Origin of the sequence: Bartonella sp. AP9QHHD, assembly GCF_042195625.1 — a bacterium.
GTDB lineage: Bacteria > Pseudomonadota > Alphaproteobacteria > Rhizobiales > Rhizobiaceae > Bartonella.
The window spans coordinates 25,332-47,451 of record NZ_JBHIOP010000093.1 but is presented as its reverse complement, the minus strand read 5'-3'; the positions used below and the strand labels follow the sequence as shown (position 1 = coordinate 47,451).

Annotated in this window: 20 protein-coding genes and 1 other RNA gene; 1 reads left to right on the top strand and 20 read right to left on the bottom strand. The window is 36.7% G+C overall.

What is annotated here, in order from left to right; translation table 11 throughout:
* Nucleotides 1–27: 27 nt before the first annotated feature.
* The 19 genes from rimP to ACFIK4_RS08275 form a co-directional block, all read right to left on the bottom strand.
* A complete protein-coding gene (gene rimP, locus ACFIK4_RS08365; protein ID WP_375675762.1) occupies nucleotides 28–657 on the bottom strand; it encodes a ribosome maturation factor RimP in 630 nt (209 codons plus the stop codon).
* 127 nt (nucleotides 658–784) lie between these two features.
* A complete protein-coding gene (locus ACFIK4_RS08360) occupies nucleotides 785–1,486 on the bottom strand; it encodes a tRNA (guanine(46)-N(7))-methyltransferase TrmB (RefSeq protein WP_375675745.1) in 702 nt (233 codons plus the stop codon).
* Nucleotides 1,483–2,751 carry a methionine adenosyltransferase gene (gene metK, locus ACFIK4_RS08355; protein WP_375613312.1) on the bottom strand — a complete coding sequence of 423 codons (1,269 nt, stop codon included), beginning with the start codon at nucleotides 2,749–2,751 and terminating at the stop codon, nucleotides 1,483–1,485. Before metK ends, ACFIK4_RS08360 begins: the two co-directional genes overlap by 4 nt.
* A gap of 130 nt (nucleotides 2,752–2,881) precedes the next feature.
* The gene (locus ACFIK4_RS08350) at nucleotides 2,882–3,295 is read right to left on the bottom strand and encodes a helix-turn-helix domain-containing protein (protein ID WP_375611810.1); all 414 of its coding nucleotides are present in this window, start codon (nucleotides 3,293–3,295) and stop codon (nucleotides 2,882–2,884) included.
* A 148-nt stretch (nucleotides 3,296–3,443) separates the two neighbouring features.
* A complete protein-coding gene (lnt, locus tag ACFIK4_RS08345; RefSeq protein WP_375613313.1) occupies nucleotides 3,444–5,078 on the bottom strand; it encodes an apolipoprotein N-acyltransferase in 1,635 nt (544 codons plus the stop codon).
* Complete coding sequence (locus ACFIK4_RS08340) at nucleotides 5,041–6,066, bottom strand: hemolysin family protein (protein ID WP_375675744.1); 1,026 nt, start codon at nucleotides 6,064–6,066, stop codon at nucleotides 5,041–5,043. Before ACFIK4_RS08340 ends, lnt begins: the two co-directional genes overlap by 38 nt.
* A 109-nt stretch (nucleotides 6,067–6,175) precedes the next feature.
* A complete protein-coding gene (gene ybeY / locus ACFIK4_RS08335) occupies nucleotides 6,176–6,643 on the bottom strand; it encodes an rRNA maturation RNase YbeY (RefSeq protein ID WP_375611807.1) in 468 nt (155 codons plus the stop codon).
* Nucleotides 6,640–7,764 (bottom strand): PhoH family protein, encoded by a 1,125-nt coding sequence (locus ACFIK4_RS08330; protein ID WP_375675761.1) that lies wholly within the window; start codon nucleotides 7,762–7,764, stop codon nucleotides 6,640–6,642. The genes ybeY and ACFIK4_RS08330 overlap by 4 nt, the downstream gene beginning before the upstream one ends.
* Before the next feature lie 159 nt (nucleotides 7,765–7,923).
* A complete protein-coding gene (miaB, locus tag ACFIK4_RS08325; protein ID WP_375611806.1) occupies nucleotides 7,924–9,300 on the bottom strand; it encodes a tRNA (N6-isopentenyl adenosine(37)-C2)-methylthiotransferase MiaB in 1,377 nt (458 codons plus the stop codon).
* A gap of 31 nt (nucleotides 9,301–9,331) precedes the next feature.
* Complete coding sequence (gene rimI, locus ACFIK4_RS08320) at nucleotides 9,332–9,823, bottom strand: ribosomal protein S18-alanine N-acetyltransferase (protein ID WP_375611805.1); 492 nt, start codon at nucleotides 9,821–9,823, stop codon at nucleotides 9,332–9,334.
* Entirely contained in the window at nucleotides 9,823–10,509 is a 687-nt protein-coding gene (tsaB, locus tag ACFIK4_RS08315; RefSeq protein WP_375675743.1) for a tRNA (adenosine(37)-N6)-threonylcarbamoyltransferase complex dimerization subunit type 1 TsaB, read from the bottom strand. The genes rimI and tsaB overlap by 1 nt, the downstream gene beginning before the upstream one ends.
* Nucleotides 10,510–11,245: 736 nt before the next feature.
* Nucleotides 11,246–12,274 carry a YeiH family protein gene (locus ACFIK4_RS08310; RefSeq protein WP_375675742.1) on the bottom strand — a complete coding sequence of 343 codons (1,029 nt, stop codon included), beginning with the start codon at nucleotides 12,272–12,274 and terminating at the stop codon, nucleotides 11,246–11,248.
* Nucleotides 12,275–12,323: 49 nt separating this feature from the next.
* On the bottom strand, nucleotides 12,324–12,929 hold the full coding sequence (gene recR / locus ACFIK4_RS08305; RefSeq protein WP_273790577.1) for a recombination mediator RecR: 606 nt from the start codon (nucleotides 12,927–12,929) through the stop codon (nucleotides 12,324–12,326).
* Between the two features lie 30 nt (nucleotides 12,930–12,959).
* Nucleotides 12,960–13,283 carry a YbaB/EbfC family nucleoid-associated protein gene (locus tag ACFIK4_RS08300; protein WP_375606797.1) on the bottom strand — a complete coding sequence of 108 codons (324 nt, stop codon included), beginning with the start codon at nucleotides 13,281–13,283 and terminating at the stop codon, nucleotides 12,960–12,962.
* Nucleotides 13,284–13,297: 14 nt separating this feature from the next.
* Nucleotides 13,298–15,238 carry a DNA polymerase III subunit gamma/tau gene (locus tag ACFIK4_RS08295; RefSeq protein WP_375675741.1) on the bottom strand — a complete coding sequence of 647 codons (1,941 nt, stop codon included), beginning with the start codon at nucleotides 15,236–15,238 and terminating at the stop codon, nucleotides 13,298–13,300.
* A 223-nt stretch (nucleotides 15,239–15,461) separates the two neighbouring features.
* Nucleotides 15,462–15,559, bottom strand: an RNA gene (gene ffs / locus ACFIK4_RS08290) — signal recognition particle sRNA small type.
* Nucleotides 15,560–17,140: 1,581 nt separating this feature from the next.
* A complete protein-coding gene (locus ACFIK4_RS08285) occupies nucleotides 17,141–17,548 on the bottom strand; it encodes a hypothetical protein (RefSeq protein ID WP_375675740.1) in 408 nt (135 codons plus the stop codon).
* A gap of 537 nt (nucleotides 17,549–18,085) precedes the next feature.
* Complete coding sequence (locus ACFIK4_RS08280) at nucleotides 18,086–18,949, bottom strand: prephenate dehydratase (protein ID WP_273790573.1); 864 nt, start codon at nucleotides 18,947–18,949, stop codon at nucleotides 18,086–18,088.
* A complete protein-coding gene (locus ACFIK4_RS08275) occupies nucleotides 18,946–19,677 on the bottom strand; it encodes a 3-deoxy-manno-octulosonate cytidylyltransferase (protein ID WP_375632301.1) in 732 nt (243 codons plus the stop codon). Before ACFIK4_RS08275 ends, ACFIK4_RS08280 begins: the two co-directional genes overlap by 4 nt.
* 104 nt (nucleotides 19,678–19,781) lie before the next feature.
* On the opposite strand from ACFIK4_RS08275, the gene ACFIK4_RS08270 reads away from it, so the two are divergent.
* The gene (locus ACFIK4_RS08270) at nucleotides 19,782–20,345 is read left to right on the top strand and encodes a c-type cytochrome (protein ID WP_375634582.1); all 564 of its coding nucleotides are present in this window, start codon (nucleotides 19,782–19,784) and stop codon (nucleotides 20,343–20,345) included.
* 926 nt (nucleotides 20,346–21,271) lie between these two features.
* Here the strand turns inward: ACFIK4_RS08270 and ACFIK4_RS08265 are convergent.
* Nucleotides 21,272–22,066 (bottom strand): molybdopterin-synthase adenylyltransferase MoeB, encoded by a 795-nt coding sequence (locus ACFIK4_RS08265; protein ID WP_375638369.1) that lies wholly within the window; start codon nucleotides 22,064–22,066, stop codon nucleotides 21,272–21,274.
* Between the last annotated feature and the right edge of the window lie 54 nt (nucleotides 22,067–22,120).

Sequence of the window (22,120 nt, the reverse complement as noted above, 5' to 3'; positions counted from 1 at the left end):
GTGATATTATTTTTTGAAATTGAGCGTCTATATAGAGTCGTTAGCGTTCTCTTCGGCAATGAATTGTTGACTTAAATCTTTATTTTGTTTCAATGCATCGCGAATAAGCTCATCGGTAAGCACTAAATGCGCATTTATGATATCACAAAAGGAAATAGGGGTATACATGGCTTCTCCATAAGCAGCTTTATCAGTGTTTAAAATAAATCCATCTTGCGTGATATTTGTAAGTGTCCCACGAAATTTTCGGCGCCCATCAATTGTTATTTTGGTTTCAATTTTTGCAAGATGCCCTTGCCAATGAAAAAAATCAGATTTTCTTACCAATGGACGATCAATTCCAGGTGATGAGATTTCTAAATGATATTTGCGTTCAATAACATTTTGTACATCAAGGAGGGGAGAAACAGTTCGACTAACAGTTTCACAATCTTCTATGGTCATAGAACCATCGGCACGTTCAACCATAATTTGAAGTGTTAAACCATTTTGACCAAGAAGTTTTACACGAACCAAACGAAAACCTAAAGGTTTAAACAATGGTATGACAAGAGCAGCAACCTGTGCTTCGATACCATCTTCTTCAAACAGGCGCGGTTCGTCAAGATTGCTTATTTTTTCAGCTTCGTTCATACATTTTATCCAAGTTGGTTTCATCAGTTTTATGATATTAAAAAAGAGCGGGTCCAACGGCCCACTCTTCATCATAAGACCAAGAATTTAACTATTAATACTCTTAAATTCAAAATTTTTCAAGTTGTTTATGAGAAAAGCGCTTGATCATTTATTTCTTGATAAAGGTAAGATAGGCAGGCGTTCGTCCTTCGCGTAAAGCTTTTGCTTCATAGCGGGTTCCACTCCATAGTGGATAAGGGAGTTTCCAGTCTTGAGGGCTTTCTGCTTTCCATTCAAAGTGATCATGTTGTGCACAATGGTACAAAGTCCAGTTTACATAACTGTCTATATCGCTAGCAAAGCGAAAAAATTTTCCTATTTTAAGAACACGAGCAAAACGGTTAAGATTTTTTATATTGATGAAGCGTCGTTTCCAGTGTTTCTTTTTCGGCCAAGGATCAGGATAGAAGAGGTCTATTCCATCAAGCGAGTTATCAGGGAGCCAATCAAGAAGGCGTGTAGCATCATCATTATAGAGGCGAAGACGATTTTGATGGTTTTGATGCTGTTCAAGAGACGATAATATTTTTGCCATGCCATTGATAAAGGGCTCGATGCCGATAAAACCGGTTTTTGGAAAATATGCCATTTCATGAAGTAAATGTTCACCTCCACCAAAACCGATTTCAAGTCGAATTTCTCTTACTTTGCTTGAAAATAAGGATGTAAGGTTTAAGGGAGGAGGGACATTTAAATCAATATTCAAACTGGGGAGAAGCATTTGTATACGTGTAAGCTGACTGTCTCGAAGTTGTTTTCCTTGTCGGCGTCCAAAAAATGCTTCACTCTTACGTATATTATGTTTAATCATGGGATTTGGATCATTGTTTGAAGCGTTTTCACGAGATCAGTTTTTTCCCATGAAAACGAACCATCGTGTTTTGGTTTACGACCAAAGTGACCATAGGCAGCTGTTTTCGCATAAATAGGTTTATTGAGGTCAAGATGTTTTCGAATGCCGGTAGGTGAAAGGTCCATTATTTTGCGGATGGCTTCTTCAATAACCTTTTCATCGACTTTTCCTGTTCCATGAAGATTAAGATAAATAGATAAAGGTTGTGCAATACCAATTGCATAGGAGAGTTGAATGGTGCATCTCTCTGCTAAATGAGCAGCAACAATATTCTTAGCCAGATAGCGTGCCGCATAGGCAGCAGAACGATCAACTTTTGTTGTATCTTTTCCTGAAAAAGCACCGCCTCCATGGGGTGCTGCACCTCCGTAAGTATCCACAATAATTTTGCGTCCCGTTAATCCGGCATCGCTTTGAGGGCCTCCAATGACAAATTTTCCTGTTGGGTTAATATACCAACTACATTGAGCTGCAATGGGAATGTCATGTAAAGCTTGGCGAATGTAAGGTTCAACCACTGTACGTACTTTATTGGAATCCCAGCTTTCATCAAGGTGCTGCGTTGAAAGAACAATGGATGTGACCTCTATCGGTTTTCCATTTTTATAACGTATGGTTATTTGGCTTTTAGCATCTGGTCCTAATTTTCCAGTTTCTCCCTCTCCTTTATGACGAGCTGCGGCAAGAAGTTTGAGAATTTTATGCGCATAATAAATTGGCGCAGGCATGAGATCAGGTGTTTCACGGCAAGCATATCCAAACATGATACCTTGATCACCCGCTCCTTCTTCACCATGCCGATCCGTAGCATTATCAACCCCTCTTGCTATATCAGCTGATTGTGGGCGCAAAAGAACATCAATTTTAACAGTTTTCCAATGGAAGCCTGCTTGTTCATAGCCAATGGTACGAATAGCACGGCGCGCTGCTGTACGAAAACGTGTAGGATTAATGAGTGGAAAGCTAGTTTCATCATAGATGAATTCTTTATTTTTATCTTTTTTTAATAGCGTATCGGGAACACGTACTTCACCAGCGATAACAACACGGTTGACACTGACGAGAGTTTCACAGGCAACGCGTACTAACCATGGATCAGTACCAGTCTTTTCAGCTTCTTTATAGATCATATCAACGATTTCATCGGAAATACGATCACAAATTTTATCAGGATGTCCTTCCGATACCGATTCGCTCGTAAAAAGATAATCTTGATGCGGCATAGGAACTCCTTCAAAAAAGAAAACCAACGATTTAATCAATTGCTTACTAAAGTCGTCACCATTTGCTAATTCTACAGCAAATAGTCAATGCAAATGTATATGAATAAAAGAGAAAAAATATAATTTTAATTTATAACTTATTTGTCAAATCTTCCTCAGAAAGTGCTTTTGCCAAGTCAATAATTTTTCGACGCACTTTAGCATCAGATATATTTGTAAAAGCGCGCATGAGCTGAATCCCTTCGCTGCTAGAACAAAAGTCTATAAAATTGTGTTCACTTTCAGCAAAACCCTCTACTTGTTGGGAGGTAATACCTTTATCAAAAAAGTAAGAAACAGGAACATCCATAATTTCCGCTATCGCTTGAAGACGGCTGGCACCAATACGGTTTGTTCCTTTTTCATATTTTTGGATTTGCTGAAAAGTAATTCCTAATTTTTCACCTAGTTTCTCTTGAGTGAGTCCTAAAATATTACGACGTAAACGGATACGAGTTCCAACATAGATATCTATAGGGTCAGGTTTTTTTCTAGTTTCGGTCATAATGCAACTCTTTATTTCCAGCATTTTTCTTCTAAACCAACATCATATTTATGCGCAGTTGATTTATCATATAATTAAAACAATATGTAATATTTTTTCCCAATATCACTGGTACACACAACACAATACCGTACAAAGGGCACTTGAATCATTTAAGCTGTTTTGTAAAACCAAAACCAATACGACACAATAGCATAAGGATGAATAAGATAAAAGTAGAGAAAGTTCTGTATTCATTGCTTCCTATAGGGGTAATGGATGATGGAACTTGTGAATCAATAATGCCCACAGCATTTTGTCGAAGAGCTACAACGATTCGTCCATAAGAATCAATAACAGCTGATATGCCATTATTGGCGGCCCGTATGAGGGGGATTCCCAGTTCAACGGCACGAAGCTGTGCTTGTTGAAGATGTTGATAGGGTCCAGGTGTTACACCAAACCATGCATCATTTGTAATATTAATAATTGCTTGAGGTGGGGAGCCTTTAAAAGTCATTTCATGGGGAAATATTGCTTCATAACAAATTAAGGGTAGATAAGAAAATCCGTTTGGCATTGTAACAATTTTGCGCACACTTGCAGCACTATATCCACCAATATTATCAGCAAGGGTACGCAATCCAATTTTTTTCAATAAATTCTGATAAGGAAGATACTCACCAAAAGGAACCAAATGAAGTTTATCGGAAGTATTTAAAATATTACCTTGAGCATTAATGACTGCAATTGTATTAAAATATTGTGTTTGGGAATGAGGTAGATCATTGCTGGCGCGTATTGCTCCAACAATAGCCCATTGTTTAGGTTTTAAAAGAGAGGCAATGCGCATTGTGATAGATGAATTATCATAGAGAAGGTAAGGAACGGAAGCTTCAGGCCATACGATAAAATCGGGTTCTGAATTTTGATCGGTTGTTGGCGTTGCACTTAGCTTCATATGTGCTTCCAACATAGATTCTCGTGTATTATCACGCAATTTTATATTTTGTTGGATGGACGGTTGAACAATGCGCACCCAATAAGCACTTTTTTGATCTTCAGTTGTGTTTTCTATAGTATGAAGACGATAAAACCCAAAACCACAGTGAATGAATATAAGTGATAAGCAAAGAGAAAGTGCCACTTTCTTTTTTTCATCCGTTAATAAAACAGTTGGCAAACTGTAGGCTAAGACAGCAAGAATATTCATTCCGTAAAGTCCTACGATTGCATCAGATTGCATGAACATTGGGGTTGGCATGGCTGTATAGCCAAGAGAATTCCATGGAAATCCTGTGAATAAAAACGCACGCAACCACTCGGATAATCCTAATGCAAAGGCTAAAACAAAAAAGCGTGCTATTCCTTTTGTCCATAATAAACCGACAATGAAACCAGAAAAAAACCAATAAAGAGAAAGGTAGAGTGGAGGGAATAAAATGGCTAATGGAACTGCCCAACCAAAAGAATCTGGATCTGTTAACAAAGCATTGCATAGCCACCAAAGGCCGCAAATAAAATAACTAAAACCAAATGTTCCACAGCTTAAAGCGTAAGTAAAAAAATGTTTTTTATTGTTTTTGGTGGCCCGTATTGAGTCAAGTAAAACAATAAAGAGAGGGAAAGTTAAAAAGCAAAGAGGCGTTAAATAAAAGGGTGGAAGTGCAAAAGAAGTAAGAGCACCACACAGAAATATCCATGCTTGGCGCTTCCAGCCTGTAACAGAGAACAAAAAAACGATGAAATTGTTTAAAAATACTGGACTATTCTTTAGGGATGGCATTGTTCTCAAGATTCTCATTTTTGGGAATGCGAAAAATGCGCAATCGTTTAATCCGGCGTTTATCAGCTTCTAAAATACGAAATCTATAGCCAGGTACAGCTTCGACAATTTCACCTTTAGCAGGAATGCGATCAAGAATTGAGACGATCAAACCACCAATAGTATCAACTTCATCACCATATTCCCCTACGATAAAATCAGGACCAAGAGCTTTCTCCACATCTTCTAGTTCAGTTCTTGCATCAACGAGCCATTTATTATTTGGTTCACGTACGATAGCATTGTCGACATTATCATGTTCATCTTCGATATCCCCAACGACTAACTCAACAATATCTTCCATTGAAACGAGACCATCTGTTCCTCCATGTTCATCAATAACTAAAGCCATTTGAGTTCGTGTAGTTTGCATCCGTGTTAATAATTTGCTTGCAAGCATAGAACTGGGAACAAAGAGAACTGTTCGGATCAAATCCAATTCACCGATTGGAGTATGCAAGTCTGTATGGTTTAATTGAAGCAAATCAGATTTTTGTTCGGTTTTTGTTGGGTTGATAATAAAGCGAGTGATGTAGTTAAGAATATCGCGGATATGGATCATGCCGCGCGGATCATCTAAAGTTTCAGCATAAACGGGGATACGAGAATGACCAATTTTTGCAAAACATTTAAGGGTTTCTCCAAGAGAGGTGTTTATTTCTAATGCTTCGATTTCAGAACGAGGTATCATAACATCATCCACGCGTGCTTCACGTAAGCGTAAAATGTTATGCAGCATAGTACGTTCTTCAGGTGAGAAGAGGGCGGGATCTTTTTCATTGTTAGTCGTGAGTGCAACGGTAAGATCATCGCGCAGTGACGTAGATGCACAATTACGACCCCGTAAGAATGAAAATAAATGATTCATCAGGGAATATTTCTCTGTATGATTCGTCTGCTGAGAGGGGTCTTTTTCATTATTAGAAGATGCTTGACTATTATTTTGTGCATTTATTTTGTTTGCCATGGTTTTGAAATCTTCTAGACTTTCTTTTTTATAATAGATAAATAAGAGGCTTTAAATGGTATGCTGGTAATATTGATTTTAAAAGTTAAATTTTATCATTGATAGACAATTATGCGTAAGGATCTTTTATGGAAAGCTTTTGAAGAATTTCTCTTTCGAGCTTTTCCATTTTATATGCTTCATCATCAGTTTCATGGTCATAACCAAGCAGATGCAAGATACCATGAACAATCATATGTGTTAAATGGTCTTGAAATGTTTTTCCTTCTTTCTCTGCTTCGAAAACAACAGTTTCTCGGGCAATAATAATATCACCGAGTATGGGACCAGGTCGATTTCCAGCTTTAAGTGGAAAAGCAGGAAAGGATAATACATTAGTAGATTTGTTTTTGTTGCGCCATTGTGCATTGATTTGTGCCATATGTTCATCATCCGTAAAAAGCAGGCTAATCTCGCTTACAACATTTGCCAATGAAACATGATGCATAGTTGCCATTAATGCTTTTTCAGTGATATTATAAAGCATTTTCTCATCATTCCACCCTGCGCTTTTAATCATTATATCAATAATAATCATGATGAATCAAATTCATTTTTTAATGCATCGCATGCGAATGATTTTTTTTTATTTTGTATTTCGGAATCACGATCATAAGCACGAACGATAGCAGCAACAAGTGGGTGGCGTACAACATCTTTTTCATCAAAATGCACAATTGCAATATTTTCTACATTTGAAAGAATGCGAATTGCTTCAATGAGACCTGATTTTTGCCCTGTAGGCAAATCAATTTGGCTTACGTCACCGGTAACAATCATACGTGTTCCTTCTCCAAGACGTGTGAGGAACATTTTCATTTGCATGGGCGTAGTATTTTGTGCCTCATCAAGAATAACAGCAGCATGGGCAAGTGTTCGTCCGCGCATAAAGGCGAGAGGAGCAATTTCTATGACACCAGAGGCTAAAATGCGTTCTATTTTTTCAGCGGGCATCATATCATAAAGAGCATCATAAAGTGGTCGTAAATATGGGTCGACTTTTTCTTTGAGATCACCGGGAAGAAAACCAAGATGTTCTCCAGCTTCAACAGCCGGACGTGAGAGAATAATTCGCTCAATGATACCACGTTCTAGAAGCATTGCAGCATGAGCAACAGCAAGATACGTTTTTCCTGTTCCTGCTGGTCCTACACCAAACACAAGTTCAGTATGCTCCATAGCACTTATGTAAGCGTCTTGTGTTGGAGTTCTTGCATGAATTATTTTTTTATGGGTACTCAACCGAGCTGCTATACGTTTCGTTGCAGATTTGTGTGTTATTGTGTCTTCTTTCTGCTTCTTTGGTATATTTGCCATAGCAATCGCTCCTTTTATATCTGATAAAGTGAGCTCTTGATGTGTTTTGGCACGTTCATAAAGCTGCTGCAATGCATATTGCGCACGTTTTATAACAGAAATATTTCCACGGATTAAGACTTCATTACCATGCGGATGAATACTAAGTTCGAGTTTTTTTTCGATATAAGCGAGATTTTCGTCAAATTTACCAAAAACTGCTTTTGCATATTTATTATTTTCGAAAATCAAAACAACTTGGCTCACATCTGAAGCGCTTGTTTGTTTCAAGGTATCAGCCTTTTCAAGGGACATATTTACTTTTTCTTTAATACGCTTTATTTTTTCGGTTGAAGCTTTCAGCCTATTCTCCATATTTACATAAATATTGCACATTTTGTTAAGTAAACTTTATAAAAGACAATTTTTACAAAAAGTGCACGCTTTAGATGTAATCATTTGCTTTTAAAATAAAAGAGTTTTCCAAAATATTTATTTTTGAACAAGGTATTAGAGGCATGTTTATCTATTTGTCACTTCACCAACAAAACTGTTTGAGCTTGCATTTTTAATATGAATTTCTATCACGCTACCTGTAGAGGCTTCTGTATCGACAACAACAGGTAAAAGCCAAGGGGAACGCCCTACCATTTGCCCTGAGTGACGTCCAGGTTTTTCGATGAGAACGTTCGTTTTTTGATCAATTTTAGAACGCAAAAACGCATTTTGTTGCTCAAGGAGAAGGGCTTGTAAATGTTGAAGTCGGGCATCTTTTACAGATTCATCAACATGATTTTTCATTGTGGCTCCCACTGTTCCAGGACGGGGGGAATATTTAAAAGAATAAGCTGAACTGTACTGTACTTGTTGAATAAGTTTAATGGTTTCTTCAAAGTCTTCATCTGTTTCTCCTGGAAACCCTACAATAAAATCACCTGAAAAGGCAATATCGGGTCGTGCCGTCCGAATTTTTTCGATAAGATGAAGATAATGAGAGCTTTTGTGTTGGCGATTCATGGCTTTTAAGATGCGATCTGAACCTGATTGAACAGGCAGATGGAGGTAAGGCATTAACATATCAAGATCTCGATGTGCGGCGATAAGGCTATCATCCATATCACGCGGGTGGCTGGTTGTGTAACGCAAACGCTTTAAACCATCGAGTTTTGCAAGATGATAAAGAAGATCGCCAAGACGCCAAGTTTTGCCATCAGCACTTTGTCCATGCCAACCATTGACATTTTGTCCAAGCAGCGTAATTTCTTTGACACCCGCTTCGATGAGTTGAAGGGCTTCCTCGGTAATTTGCTCGACAGACCGTGATATTTCAGCACCGCGTGTGTAAGGAACAACACAAAAAGTGCAAAATTTATCGCAACCTTCCTGTACTGTTAAAAATGCGCTAACACCTCGTTTTCTTACTGCATGTTTATTATGGGGCGGCAAATGAGCAAATTTATCTTCAACAGCATAGTCTGTTTCGATAATTTTTTTCCCTTGTTTGGCTTTTTCTAACAATTCTGGCAAGCGATGATACATTTGCGGACCAATAACAAGATCCACTGTTGGCGCACGGCGCAAGATTTCACTTCCCTCAGCTTGTGCAACACAACCTGTTACACCAACCATCAGGGGTTTATCAGGTGTGCGCTCTTGACGCATAACGCGCAAACGACCAAGATCAGAATAAAGTTTTTCTGCTGCTTTTTCACGAATATGACAGGTATTAACAAGAATAAGATCGGCATCATTGGGAATTTGTGTTGTCACATAGCCTTGCGAACTGAGGCTATCAGTCATCCGTTGGCTATCATAAACGTTCATTTGACATCCATAGGTTTTGATAAAAACCTTTTTAGGAGCAACAGGAGGCGTATTTTTAGGATTTACTTTATTCATAGCGCATGTGTAAATGTTTTTTACACAAATCTCAATCTATTTGCTTAAAAGTTTTTTGCATGATAATTGCATCACCACGACCATTTTTTGACGCGTAATAGGCAAGACGTTCAGAAATTTTTTGAAATTCAAAGCGTTGATAAAGGTTCAAAGCAGAAAGATTTGTGGCTTCTACTTCCAAGAATAATTTTATAGCGCCCTTGTCGTGAAGATGGTGAACTGTACGATCGATAAGAAAGGTACCAATTCCTTTTTGACGATAATGAGGATGAACAGCAATTGTGATGATTTCTGCTTCATCAAGGATGAGACGGCATAGGCAAAAGCCTAAAATTTGATCAGAGTGATCAATGAGAAAAGCTTTGTATCCGAAGATAGAGTGATCTGTTAAGAAATTATCAAAAGCTTGTTTTTCCCAAGAAGGGGTAAAACAATGCTGATGAATTTGATGAAGAGAAGCACTATCATTAACTTGTAGCGGAGCAATTCCAAAATTCTTTTTTGTCAATGAAAATTTGGGCATTATTTTTTTTGTGGTAAAGCAAAATTGGTTTGTTGTTTTGCATCAGCGCTGCGTAGATAGAGTGGGCGAGGTGAATTTTTTGATTGTTTGTTTGCAGCAAGATAAGCATAGTTTACAATATCGGCCGCTTCGCAGGGGATTTTTTCTAGGACAATTTTTTCGTATATTTTATGGTTTTTAATATGCTCCACAACGATATCAGCAGCTGGGCCAGTCAGTCGGGTTTTTTTGGGCAAATCTTCGAGGATATTTTCAATTGTTTTTAATCCCGGCTCTCCCAAAGGTGTGAGATCATTATGAAAATTTTGATGGTAGAACATCCCTCTCCCTGCTTCAATGACAACAGTAATTGCCGATGCTGTACTTTTATTGTTTATGACTTGTGCTGCTAACGCTTCAAGAGCACTCACTCCAACAGCAGGTATTTCAAGTGCTAATGCCAAAGCGCGCGCTGTTGCAACACCGACACGTACACCAGTAAATGATCCAGGTCCAATATTGACAGCAATACGCTCAACTTGATCAAGCGTCATATTGGCTTGTTTCATTATTTGTGTAATCTGCCCAATAAGTTTTTCAGCATGTCCTTTGTTCATGCGCTCATTGATACGCGCAATAACAGATTTATGACGAATAAGCGCAACAGCACAATAAATTGAAGCAGTATCTATAGCAAGGATAAGCATAAAAATATTTTAGTTGAATAAAACGATAAATAAAAGTCCTGCTGTATTTTTAATCTTTTCATTATCGTATATTTCATTTGTAAGAAAGTTACTAGTGCCAATAAGCAACAATATCTTTTTATGGGATAGAACGAGATGTTGATTTAATCCTTATTTTTATCACTTTTTGAATGAGTATCTTGAGTATTGTAAGATTCTCTTATTTTAAATCTACTTATGGTGAAACAATTAAAGTTATTAGCTTGTATATTACAAGCGGAGTTAGCGTATGAATCAAAACTGTTGAAGAAAAGAATAAAAACTCCTTTCACGAATCGTTTAAATGTAAGGATTGTCACAACTTTTAAGCTATCAAATAGTACGATGATGCCACTTGTATTACATAGTAAGTAAAAGTAATTTAAAAGAGGAAAAGTTATGACCCCACATTTTTTCCAAATAAGAATATATTTTATCCGTCTTTATATAAAAACCTCAGCGTAATGAGAGCAGATGAAAGAAATGGCATTGTTTTGCATGAGTTACGTATTTCGATACTACCCCGTTGCAAATCATTATGGACTGAAAAGCAAATTTAACAGTTTTCACTTAAAATATCAGCTCTTTCAATTTTTTGTATAGAATAATGAGCAGTATTTTAGAATTTTTTCTGGTTTATGAAAGAACTGATTTTAATAATAATAAGGACTTTGGGTTGATTGCATACTACGTTGAAAAAATAATAATCAATGTACATTTAAAATGTTATATGATTTAAATCATTCAATTGTATCATGATAAGGCTACAAATACCGAGAATAATTATGGAGCAGGTTGAAGCCAAAATGACGCGCCATCCTGCTTTTTTTAGTGATCGGATATCAACACCTAATCCTAGTGCAGCCATTGAGATAACAGTAAACAATTGGGCAATAAATTTGATGGGATTGATAGCCTTTTCAGGGATAAGACCACTTGAGCGAACAAGCATCATGATAATAAAGCCAATGATAAACCATGGGACGAGGGTATGTAAACGTAAGCGTGTTTGTGCTGATCGGCGATAAATGATTGATAGAGTAAAAATAACAGGGCCTAACATGAGAACCCGTACTAATTTGACAATTGTTGCAATTTGAACACTCAGAAAAGAGATAGGTGCTGTTGCTGCTAAAACCTGTGGTACAGCATAAACAACCATGCCAGCAAGCACACCATATTGGCTAAATGACAAATTCAGAGATGGATGTAAAAAGGGTAGAAATAAAATAATAAGAATTCCTAAAAGAGCAGTGAAGGCAATTGACGCGGCTACATCGTCATGTTTTGCTTTTATGACAGGTGCAACGGCGACAATAGCTGAATTGCCACAAATAGCATTCCCACAAGCGACCAGCATTGCTAAATGTGTAGAAAGCCCGAAAAGTCGGCCGATGGCAAAGCTCAGGATAATCGTTACGAATATCACGAAAATGATACTAGCAAGCAAATTCCAACCAGCTGAAAGGACTGCGTTAATGCTAATGCTTGCTCCTAGAAGAACGATAGCAATTTCGAGAAGTGTTTTTGCACAAAAGGTGATACCTTTTTGAAAATATGTTGGCAAAGGAAAACAACTACGGATAATCGATCCTAAAAGAATTGCCAAAACAAGGCTTTCAAGCCATGATTGTCCAAAAAGCTGTTTTTCTACGACTTCTAAGCCATAAGCTAAGGCTGATATGAGTAAACATACTAAAACACCAGGACCAAAGTCGTTTAAAAGTGAGAGATTTTTCTTTATCATTTTAATATTCCCCCGTCATTAAAGAGCTAAAGGTTAAGAAGAAAAAGCTTTAAAGATTTGTTCTTGCTTGTACAGCTGCTGCTAAAGTTCCGTCATCAAGATAATCAAGCTCGCCTCCTACAGGGACACCATGAGCAAGTCGCGTAATTTTAACTGGAAAATTGGAAAGCTGATCGGTGATATAGTGAGCAGTTGTTTGACCTTCGACAGTCGCATTGACAGCAAGAATAATTTCCGTAATAGGGTTTTGTACAACACGCTGTATTAAGGTGGCAATGTTGAGTTCGTCAGGACCTATTCCATCTAAGGGGGAGAGTCGTCCACCCAACACATGGTAACGTGCGGCTAAAGTTTTTGCGCGTTCAAGAGCCCACAGATCAGCAATATCCTCAACAACGATGATTGTTGTATCATCGCGGCGCAAATCTGTACAAATTGAACAAGGATCAATGGTATCGACATTTCCACAAACAGAACAAATGCCGACTTTTTCTATAGCTGCTTGTATAGCCGCTCCCAAAGGCTCCAGCAATGTCTCTTTTTTTTTGATAAGATGAAGCGCAGCACGACGTGCTGAACGTGGACCAAGACCTGGTAACCGTGATAAAATCTGAATGAGACGTTCAATCTCAGGTCCTGCAATGTATTTAGACATATTTTTGTCCCACGGAAAAAATCCGTTTCATTAAAATGGAAGCTTGAAACCTGATGGGAGTGGTAGCCCTGCCGTCATACTTTTGGTTTTTTCTTCTATTGCGACTTCGATTTTTGTTCTTGCTTCATTATAAGCTGCCATAATGAGATCTTCAAGAATTTCAGCTTCCTCAGGTTTGAGTAATGAAGGATCAATTTGAATTGCTGTTATAATATTTTTGCCATTTAAAGTGATATTGACGAGACCACCCCCTGCAGTGCCCACAGCTTGCAGATTAGCTATTTCCTCCTGAATCTTCTGCATTTTTTCTTGCATTTCTTTGGCTTTTTTCATCATGCTCATCATTTCACGCATAGGAATAGGTATCCTTATTCATCATTGATATCATTTTTATTTTTAAAAATATCAGCATTTTTAAAGGTATTGGAGAGTAAATCAAGATCATTTTCTTCTTTATTGAGTCGAATATCGACAATTTTTGCTTCTGGGAAATGATTGAGGATTTTCGCGATATCAGGATCTGTTTCTGCATTGGAAAAAAGAGTCTTTTGAATCGCTATACTTTCCTCCTGTAAGGTTGGGCCACCTCCTTCATTAACAAAAGTTATTGTCCAGCGTTTTTCAGTCCATTGAGATATCTTTTTTTCTATATCATGAGCAAGAAATTGTGGGGTATTTTCAGAAAGTCTCAAGGTAATATGCCCAGCTTCAAAAGAAACAGGATGAACAAATTCTTTAACAAGGAGTTTGAAAGGAACGTCATTATGCTGTTCGGCTAATTGAACAATATCGTGCAAAGAATTAATCACGAGAGTTTTAGGTTCAGTAATCTTTTCTGTTGTTTGCGTGACAGAATGCGATAAATTTGCAATCTTTTCAGAAAGATCAGTAGATTGAGAAGTTTCTAGAATTTCTGTTACTTCTTGGGCGCTGATTTTGTCATGGTTTTGATTTTTAACTAAATTTTCTGGTTGTAAGGAATGATCTAATTGGTTTTTCAAAGAGCTTTTTAAATCTGATTGATCGAGTAATGTATTTGAAACGCTCGAGGAAGCATGGGCTCCGACCATTGTTTCTTTTGTTATATTATTTGCATTTGTAGATTCTTGATGAGAAGAGTTTTTAACCAGTGTGAGAGGCGTTTTTTCTTGCGTAAGCTTTTTTAAAGCCTCATCAAGAGTTGGTAAGTCAGCCGTGTGAGCAAGACGAATTAAAAGCATTTCAGCGGCTTGAAGAGGACGTGCAGTTTGATTAACTTCCTGTAAACCTTTGAGTAACATTTGCCAGTTTCGGGATAAAATAGGAACGGAAAGTTTTTTTGAAAAGTCTAAACTTCTTAAACGTTGTTCTTCAGTCAGAGAGAAATCTTCCACTATTTCTGGTGTAAAACGTAAACGTGTGACCAGATGATTAAAATCGGCTAGTTCTGTCAATATAGTAAGAGGATCAGCACCTGCTTCATATTGACTGCGTAATTCATGTAACGCATTGACAACATCGCCCTTCATGATAAATTCAAAAAGATCAATAATACGTGCTTGATCCGCTAATCCTAACATTGTACGCACCGCAATAGCATTAACATTGCCATTGCTATGGGCGATTGCTTGATCAAAAATGGATAATGCATCACGTGCAGATCCTTCTGCAGCACGGGCAATCATAGAGAGTGCTTGATCTTCTACTTCTACCTTTTCATATTTCGCAATTTGACGCAAATGTGCACTCAAAGCTTTTGAGTCAATACGTCGTAAATCAAAACGTTGGCAACGCGAAAGAATTGTAATAGGAACTTTGCGAATTTCTGTTGTGGCAAAAATAAATTTCACATGGGAAGGTGGTTCTTCAAGAGTTTTCAATAAACCATTAAAGGCTTGTGTTGAGAGCATATGTACTTCATCGATAATATAAACCTTATAGCGTGCAGAAACAGGACGATAGCGTATTTGTTCAATAATTTCACGAATATCATCAATGCCCGTATGAGAAGCGGCATCCATTTCTATAACATCAATATGGCGTCCTTCGATAATTTGTGTGCAATGTTCTCCAAGAGTGTCCAATACAGTTGTTGGTTGATCAATATCTTTTGTTTTATAATTAAGCGCACGTGCCAAAATACGTGCTGTTGTGGTTTTACCTACGCCACGAATCCCTGTTAACATCCACGCTTGTGCAATACGACCTTTTTCAAAGGCGTTGGTGAGAGTACGCACCATAGCTTCCTGACCAATGAGGTCAGAGAAGTTTTGGGGTCGATATTTACGAGCAAGAACACGATAGGCTGTTTCTACCGGTAAATTTTCCATGAGTATTTCCAACTTCGAAGTTCTTTATGCGTACATTTTGATAATACAAAAGCATAGATCAATACTGTAGTCTCATATAAAAGGATTTTTTCTTAATCAAATTATTTATGGGACAATTTGTTTAAAAATAACAAAACCCCTTTATTTGCTGCATACAAATGCTGCTCTGAAGATTAAAAATACCTCGCTAAAAGACAGCATAAAAAATAATTTCTTCAGCAAAATAGGAGGTTGGAACGATGACCCGTACCAGAACTCGTTGGGGCTGCTTCTTTCCAGACCTGACCCAGTTGGCGAGTAGTCCGTCCACCACCAACCTCCCAAGCTCATATTGTCGATTTGGAATGAAAAATCAAGATCAGAAACGAAAAATATCCTAAGAACGACGAAGAATTTTCCTTTGCGTTTAATTTATTGACATATAAACAACAAAGAGATTGTGGATTTACCAGTTTTTATAGCAGTAGCTCTTCATATTTATTTGGTATGAAAATATTTTTTCGCTTAAGATAGTCTGAATGTATAATTATTCTCATTCGCTGAAACATGTAAGAGTTTTAGGATAGACACGTCTGTTCTAAAACTACGAAATTGAATCATCAAAAATTTACAACAGTCAAAGAAGCAAATAAAGCAGATAGATCATGTAATTGGCTAACATTCGAAAGTCAGGGGGAAGAGTGCTATTTAAATAATTATAAAATATTGCTTTAATGGTGTTGCTCCTCTATACAAAAAATCCCAAACAGAATACATTTAATGTTGTACATTCACAGGCTTTTTAAAGAGCGATTGCTCAATACTCTTAACTATATTTCAAACTCTACTCGTAAATAGTATACATACTCTCCTTGAGATATAAGTCCATTGTGCACTATCCTTTTTATGCTTAATAAAAGTATAAATTTTAGCCCTCATACTACTTAACAACTCCCAATGTTGCGATCCCTTGCACTTGAAAGGCTTTATAAGAAGCATTTTTATTCCTTTTTTAATCGTTTTTACTCACACACCACTCTCATTTGTAACTTTCAAGGAAACGATTTTAATGGATTCAATATGAGATTTAAGATGGGAGGATCTTACTTTATTTGTGGTTGTAATTCAGTGTAAGAAAATCAAAGTCTTATAATGATAAGTCAATATATTAAATATCTTATAAGAGAACCACCTCATTTCTATAGTGAATGAGAATATCAAATATGTAATATTTTTTCTTTTAACGTATATAAATACTGAGTAGATGTTATCGCTCTTTTTTTGCGTGCTTGTTCTTTTAATTAAAAAACATTGATGTTTATCACAAGATGGATCAATATATGAATTTTCATTATTTGAGAAAAGGTTTCATATATTTTTAAGGGACTGTACTCATGCAAGAGAAGATGCAACATTAAACGCTATAGAAATAAGGGGGTACTGATTTTATAAGCATAAAAATGGTTCTTATTCGATATAAGCGACATTTTATAGTTTCAAATAATTATATCCTTTAATAAGGAGGGAAAAGCGAGATGAATTTTTACAAAAGCTGAATGAGTATGATTTAAAATGCAGCGAGGAATGCATCTGTAGAGCAAATTTTACTTTTCTGTTTATCTAAGTGATTTGGGTACGATGTGCTTTATAGTACTTAAAATAAAGCAGTTGCGAAGATAGAAGTTATATTCTTATTAAAAAAATAGCTCTGATAGTAGAAAATACAGAACAATTTAATTTTAGTCATTTAGTTTTCGCAAAAGTTCTTTAATATCTAACCTTATAAGCAGCTTAAGGTTTGCCATATTAGGATAAAAATAAGCTTTTCAGCGATTAGTTTTAATGGCTCATTATGCCCTATTTTGAAAAAAATACCTAAAAAAAGAATAACTCTACTCAAATTTAGATGTTATAGAAATATTGTTAATCATAACCTCCTGTGTCACAATCTGTTCCAACAACTTTTTTGTTCGTAATATTTTTAAAAATATAATGTCCTGACCAAGGAAAACTTATATGAAGAGATTTTATATTTTTTAGGGTAAAGATTTTCTTTTCTTTATCATGGGTTATTTTCTTTTCATCATCAACAAAAATTCTCAATTTGTTTAAATCAGAAGGGGCAGAGTATGATAAAGTAAAGGATACTTTCTTCGGTTCAAAGATACTACAAGAGTATTCAGCTCCTTGATGGATTGTATCGGATGGGATGATCACAACACTTTCATCCAGCCCAAAATTCCATTTTCTCTCACCAAAGCCAGCAAACGCACCACTAGAGTAGGCGAGAATATTTGCGGCTAATAATCCTTGCATGAAGATTTTTTTCATTATCCTCTCCTTTTTCTAAAGTGAGGTGAATCATAAATCAATTTTTATAAAGATAAAAGCTCAAACTTAACGCTAAAATCAGGGCTAAGTTGCATTTTCTAGTTTTAAACCATGTTTAGAATGACATTAATCTAAGAGATTCGAATGCTCTATTATGTATAATAATTTGAATTGTTTTGAGAGCTAATTTAGAAGTTCGTTATCTTTATTGGAATATTGTCAGAGGAAATGACTTTTCTCAAGAGGCTCTCTTTGAATATATCAAAGGGAAATAGATGGTACAAGCGTTTTTATTTTTGGTTACTGTGTTTTTTTACACTGTTTTTTATACAAGTTGAAGTGCGGTTTATCATGATATAATTTGTGAGAAAATATTATGAAAATAATTTATATATTCTATTACGAGCTGTTTTTTCTTCTTCAGTGTTTATGAAGGGTGTTGAGTAGAAAAAAACGAGCCCTTTCAAGATGGGTTACATTATGAAATTTTTATGATGTTTTTTGATATCAATAAAAATGATGGCAGCTTAATTGCTTTTATATATACGATGTTCGATCGTTTTGTGCTGGATAAGTACCGATAATACGCAGTTCTGCAGAAAAGAAAGATAATTCTTCTAAGGCAAGTTTCATCATCGGGTCTTCAGGATGTCCTTCAATATCAACAAAGAATTGTGTTGCATTGAAATTTCCACCAATTTGATAGCTTTCTAATTTTGTCATATTGATACCATTCGTTGCAAATCCTCCCATAGCTTTATAGAGAGCAGCGGGGACATTGCGCACTCGAAAAAGAAGACTGGTGATGATTTTTTCGCCATTTTGAGGTTTGGGGACATGCCGTTTGGAGCGTGAAAGGATGACAAAACGGGTAATATTATGAGGGTTATCTTCAACATCTCTTTCAAGAATATCAAGTCCATAGAGTTCTGCTGCGATTAAAGGTGCTAAGGCAGCCTGTGAACGTTTAGCATTTTTTTTAATAAATTTTGCAGCTCCAGCGGTGTCAGCAGAAACAACAGGTTTCCAACCGTTGTTTCGTATGATTTTTCGGCATTGTGCAAGGGCATGCGTATGGCTGTGGACGGTTTTAATTTCGTCATGTGTAACGCCGGGCAAAACCATGAGTTGAAAATGGATAGGTAAAAAATATTCATCAATAATATAAAGAGATGACTGTGGTAAAAGATGATGAATGTCTGCAACGCGTCCCGCAAGGGTATTTTCAATAGGGATCATAGCAAGATCAGCTTTCCCGCTTTCCACTAAATTAAGGGCGTCTTCGAAAGTAGCAGAGGGAACAGCATCCATATTGGGGAACATATTGGAGCAAGCAATATGGGAATTAGCGCCGTATTCTCCTTGGAAAGAAATTTTATTGGTTTTTTTAAGTATTTTCATGCTAAAATCTCACAAACTCTATCGAGATCATGTTGTGTGTCTACACCTAAGGGAATTGTATCGACTATTTCCACATCGATACGCATATTGTTTTCTAATGCACGTAATTGTTCAAGTTTTTCACGTTTCTCAAGTGGTGAGGGTTTGAATGATACAAATTTCTCAAGTGCTTCGCGCCTATAGGCGTATATTCCAATATGGTGATAAAGAGGACCCTCTCCATAAGGTGCTTTGGCGCGCGTAAAATAAAGAGCACGAAGGCGATTTTGAGAAAGCGGTGTACCAATGATTTTGACAACATTGGGATCTCTTGTTTCATTTTCTTCAATGATTTTGGCACCCAAGGTTGCAATATCAGTAAAGCTATTTTCTAGAGGGCGTAGCGCACGAATGATTTCACGAGGCATGATTGTTGGTAAGTCACCTTGTATATTTAAAATGGCGTTGTAGCGTTGTTCAGGATCAATGCGCACTAAAGCTTCATAAATACGATCAGATCCAGACTTATGATCACCTCGTGTTATGATATATTCATGCCCATAATCTGCAACAGCTTTAGCGATATCATTATGATCTGTTGCAACGATTGTACGTCCTATTCCAGCTTTTTTGGCTTGTTCTACGACATGAACAATCATCGGTTTTCCGCCAATTTCAGCGAGAGCTTTTTGAGGAAGACGGGTTGAGCCCATACGGGCAGGAATAAGAATAATTGGTTCAAGAGCCATTGTAAGATTCCCAATGTCATCTGTGATGCATTTATGATATTGTGTGTTATAAAGAAAAAGCTTAAACTAAAAATGGTAATAAAACCGTGAACATTTGAGTTTTTATGAATCGCTCGAGATTTATTTATTTTATTTGTGCTTGTTTATGTGTGCTGGTCGCTATTGTGGGGATTTCCACACTCAGCAATATAGTTTATGATCATCCTACATCAGTCCAATATCATCATACAGTTGCCAAGAATGATATATTTCAAGAAAAACAAAAAGCACCTGATGTTTCCCTATCACTAAATAGCCGCCTTCAACAAGGCAATTTTGAAAATGGCCGTAAAGTTTTTCGCCAATGTGCCATATGCCACACATCTGGACGCAATGAAGCAGGGCGTGTTGGTCCAGTTCTCTGGGAGATTGTTAACCGCCCTTTGGCATCAGCAGCAGGTTTTGCTTATTCACGGGCATTACGTGCTCATTCTGATCAAAAATGGGATTTTGTAACGTTAGATCGTTATTTACATTCTCCACGTGAAGCTTTTCCTGGGACCATTATGTCTTTTCGTGGAATTAAAAATGACCAAGATCGTGCCGATCTCTTGCTTTATTTACGCAGTTTATCCGATCATCCTGTTCCTTTACCAATGGATAATAATAAAGCGAACGAGCCAAATTAACTTATACCATAGATGTTAATTTTAGAAAGAAGTCTGATTTTTTTGTAATTTTAGTTTCACAGTTTTATAAAAAGAGCTCTTATTGATGTTTTGTTAGGGGGGAACGCCCCTCACGCAAAACAGAACATATTTAACATTGCATATTTACTCGCTTATTTTAAAGAGATCTTTTATAAAAATGCACTCTTTACGCTGTCGTCTGTGGATTGGTTTTCAAGATTTGTGTGCTTCACTTTTTCTACATATACTTGTCTGTGAAATTATTGCTGAAGGATTATCAATTCATGAGCCGCAGCTTTCTGCTTCTGAATGCAATAATTATGTAATTAAAGCTCTCCATGAGGTTTATCTCAATCCTTCTATACACATCAATCCCTATGTACTTTTACATCAAGTCCCATGTATTTTTCTTATGAACAGAGACAATTGATTGTTCTTATACGTGCAATAATCCTAAGCTGCATTTTATGATGCTCGATGAATAGACGTTTTCTCTTGAGGTTAGAGATGTACGGACAGATCATTGACCTTTTATAGTATCGATCACTAAAATATGACTTAAATTATTTATTTATAGGTTATGGTTTGAAGTAAGCACTTTCATGTGAAACAATTTTTATGTGTGAATAGTAAAATAGTTGAATAGAGTTCTGCTGATTGTATTTTTATCTACGTCGAAAATTTTTTACACAAGAATACTGATAGCAGCTGCGTTCCCACGAGTCTCTGTCCATTTATAGACGATGACATGAAATTATGCTGATAATCCATTATAGAGAATTATTTTTTCACAAAAGGTTTGCCATATTTGTGATAAATTTAATAGGTTTCATTGGTTACAATGTTTCGATGACTTGCGATAAAATTAATTAGTATTTCAATACATATTGCGAGAGTGCTAAAAATTAGTGGAAGAGAGGACATAATCATGATTCTCCAAGCTTCTTAATAACTATGGTATTTTCTTTATAATTTGAGCGTTTATAAGTAATAATATTAAATTGCGCTAATAATCCATTATAGAGAAGAATCTTTCCTACTAATGGCTCTCCGATGTTTGTGATCATTTTAATAACTTCCATTGCTTGTAGGGTCCCAATAACGCCAGGTAAAACACCGATGATTCCAGTTTCAGCGCATGTTGGGATAGTCCCGTGAGCTGGAGTGGTGGGAAATAAATCGCGATAGTGAGGATTATTGTCTTTATACGGCATAAGGACCGTTAATGAGCCATTAAAACGTTCTACAGCACCGCTTATTAGAGGTTTTTTGCATTGGGCAGCGTGATCAGCGAGAAGATAGCGTGTGGTAAAATTATCACTTCCATCAACAATGATGTGGTAAGCATTGAGCAGTTTATCCACATTACTTTTATCTAAGCGTAGGGTGTGTTTTTCAACTACAACATGGGGATTTATTGCTTTTATAGTGGTTTCAGCACTGTCTGTTTTGCTTTTGTTGATTGCATTTGTTTTATGAATAACTTGGCGTTGTAAATTGGAAAGTGAAACGATGTCGTTATCGACAATTCCAAGGGTTCCAACACCTGCGGCAGCCAAATAGGTTAAGACAGGAGCACCAAGACCACCCGCGCCTACAACAAGAACACGTGCTGTTTTTAGCTTTTGTTGCCCTGCACCACCAATCTCAGGCAAAATGATGTGGCGTGCATAGCGTTCGATTTCTTTGTTGTTTAATTTTATATCTGTTTCTTGTGTCATAAATTTTCTCTTGTCATAGTTCTTTTATTGTTTACTAAGTTTATGATGCATAGA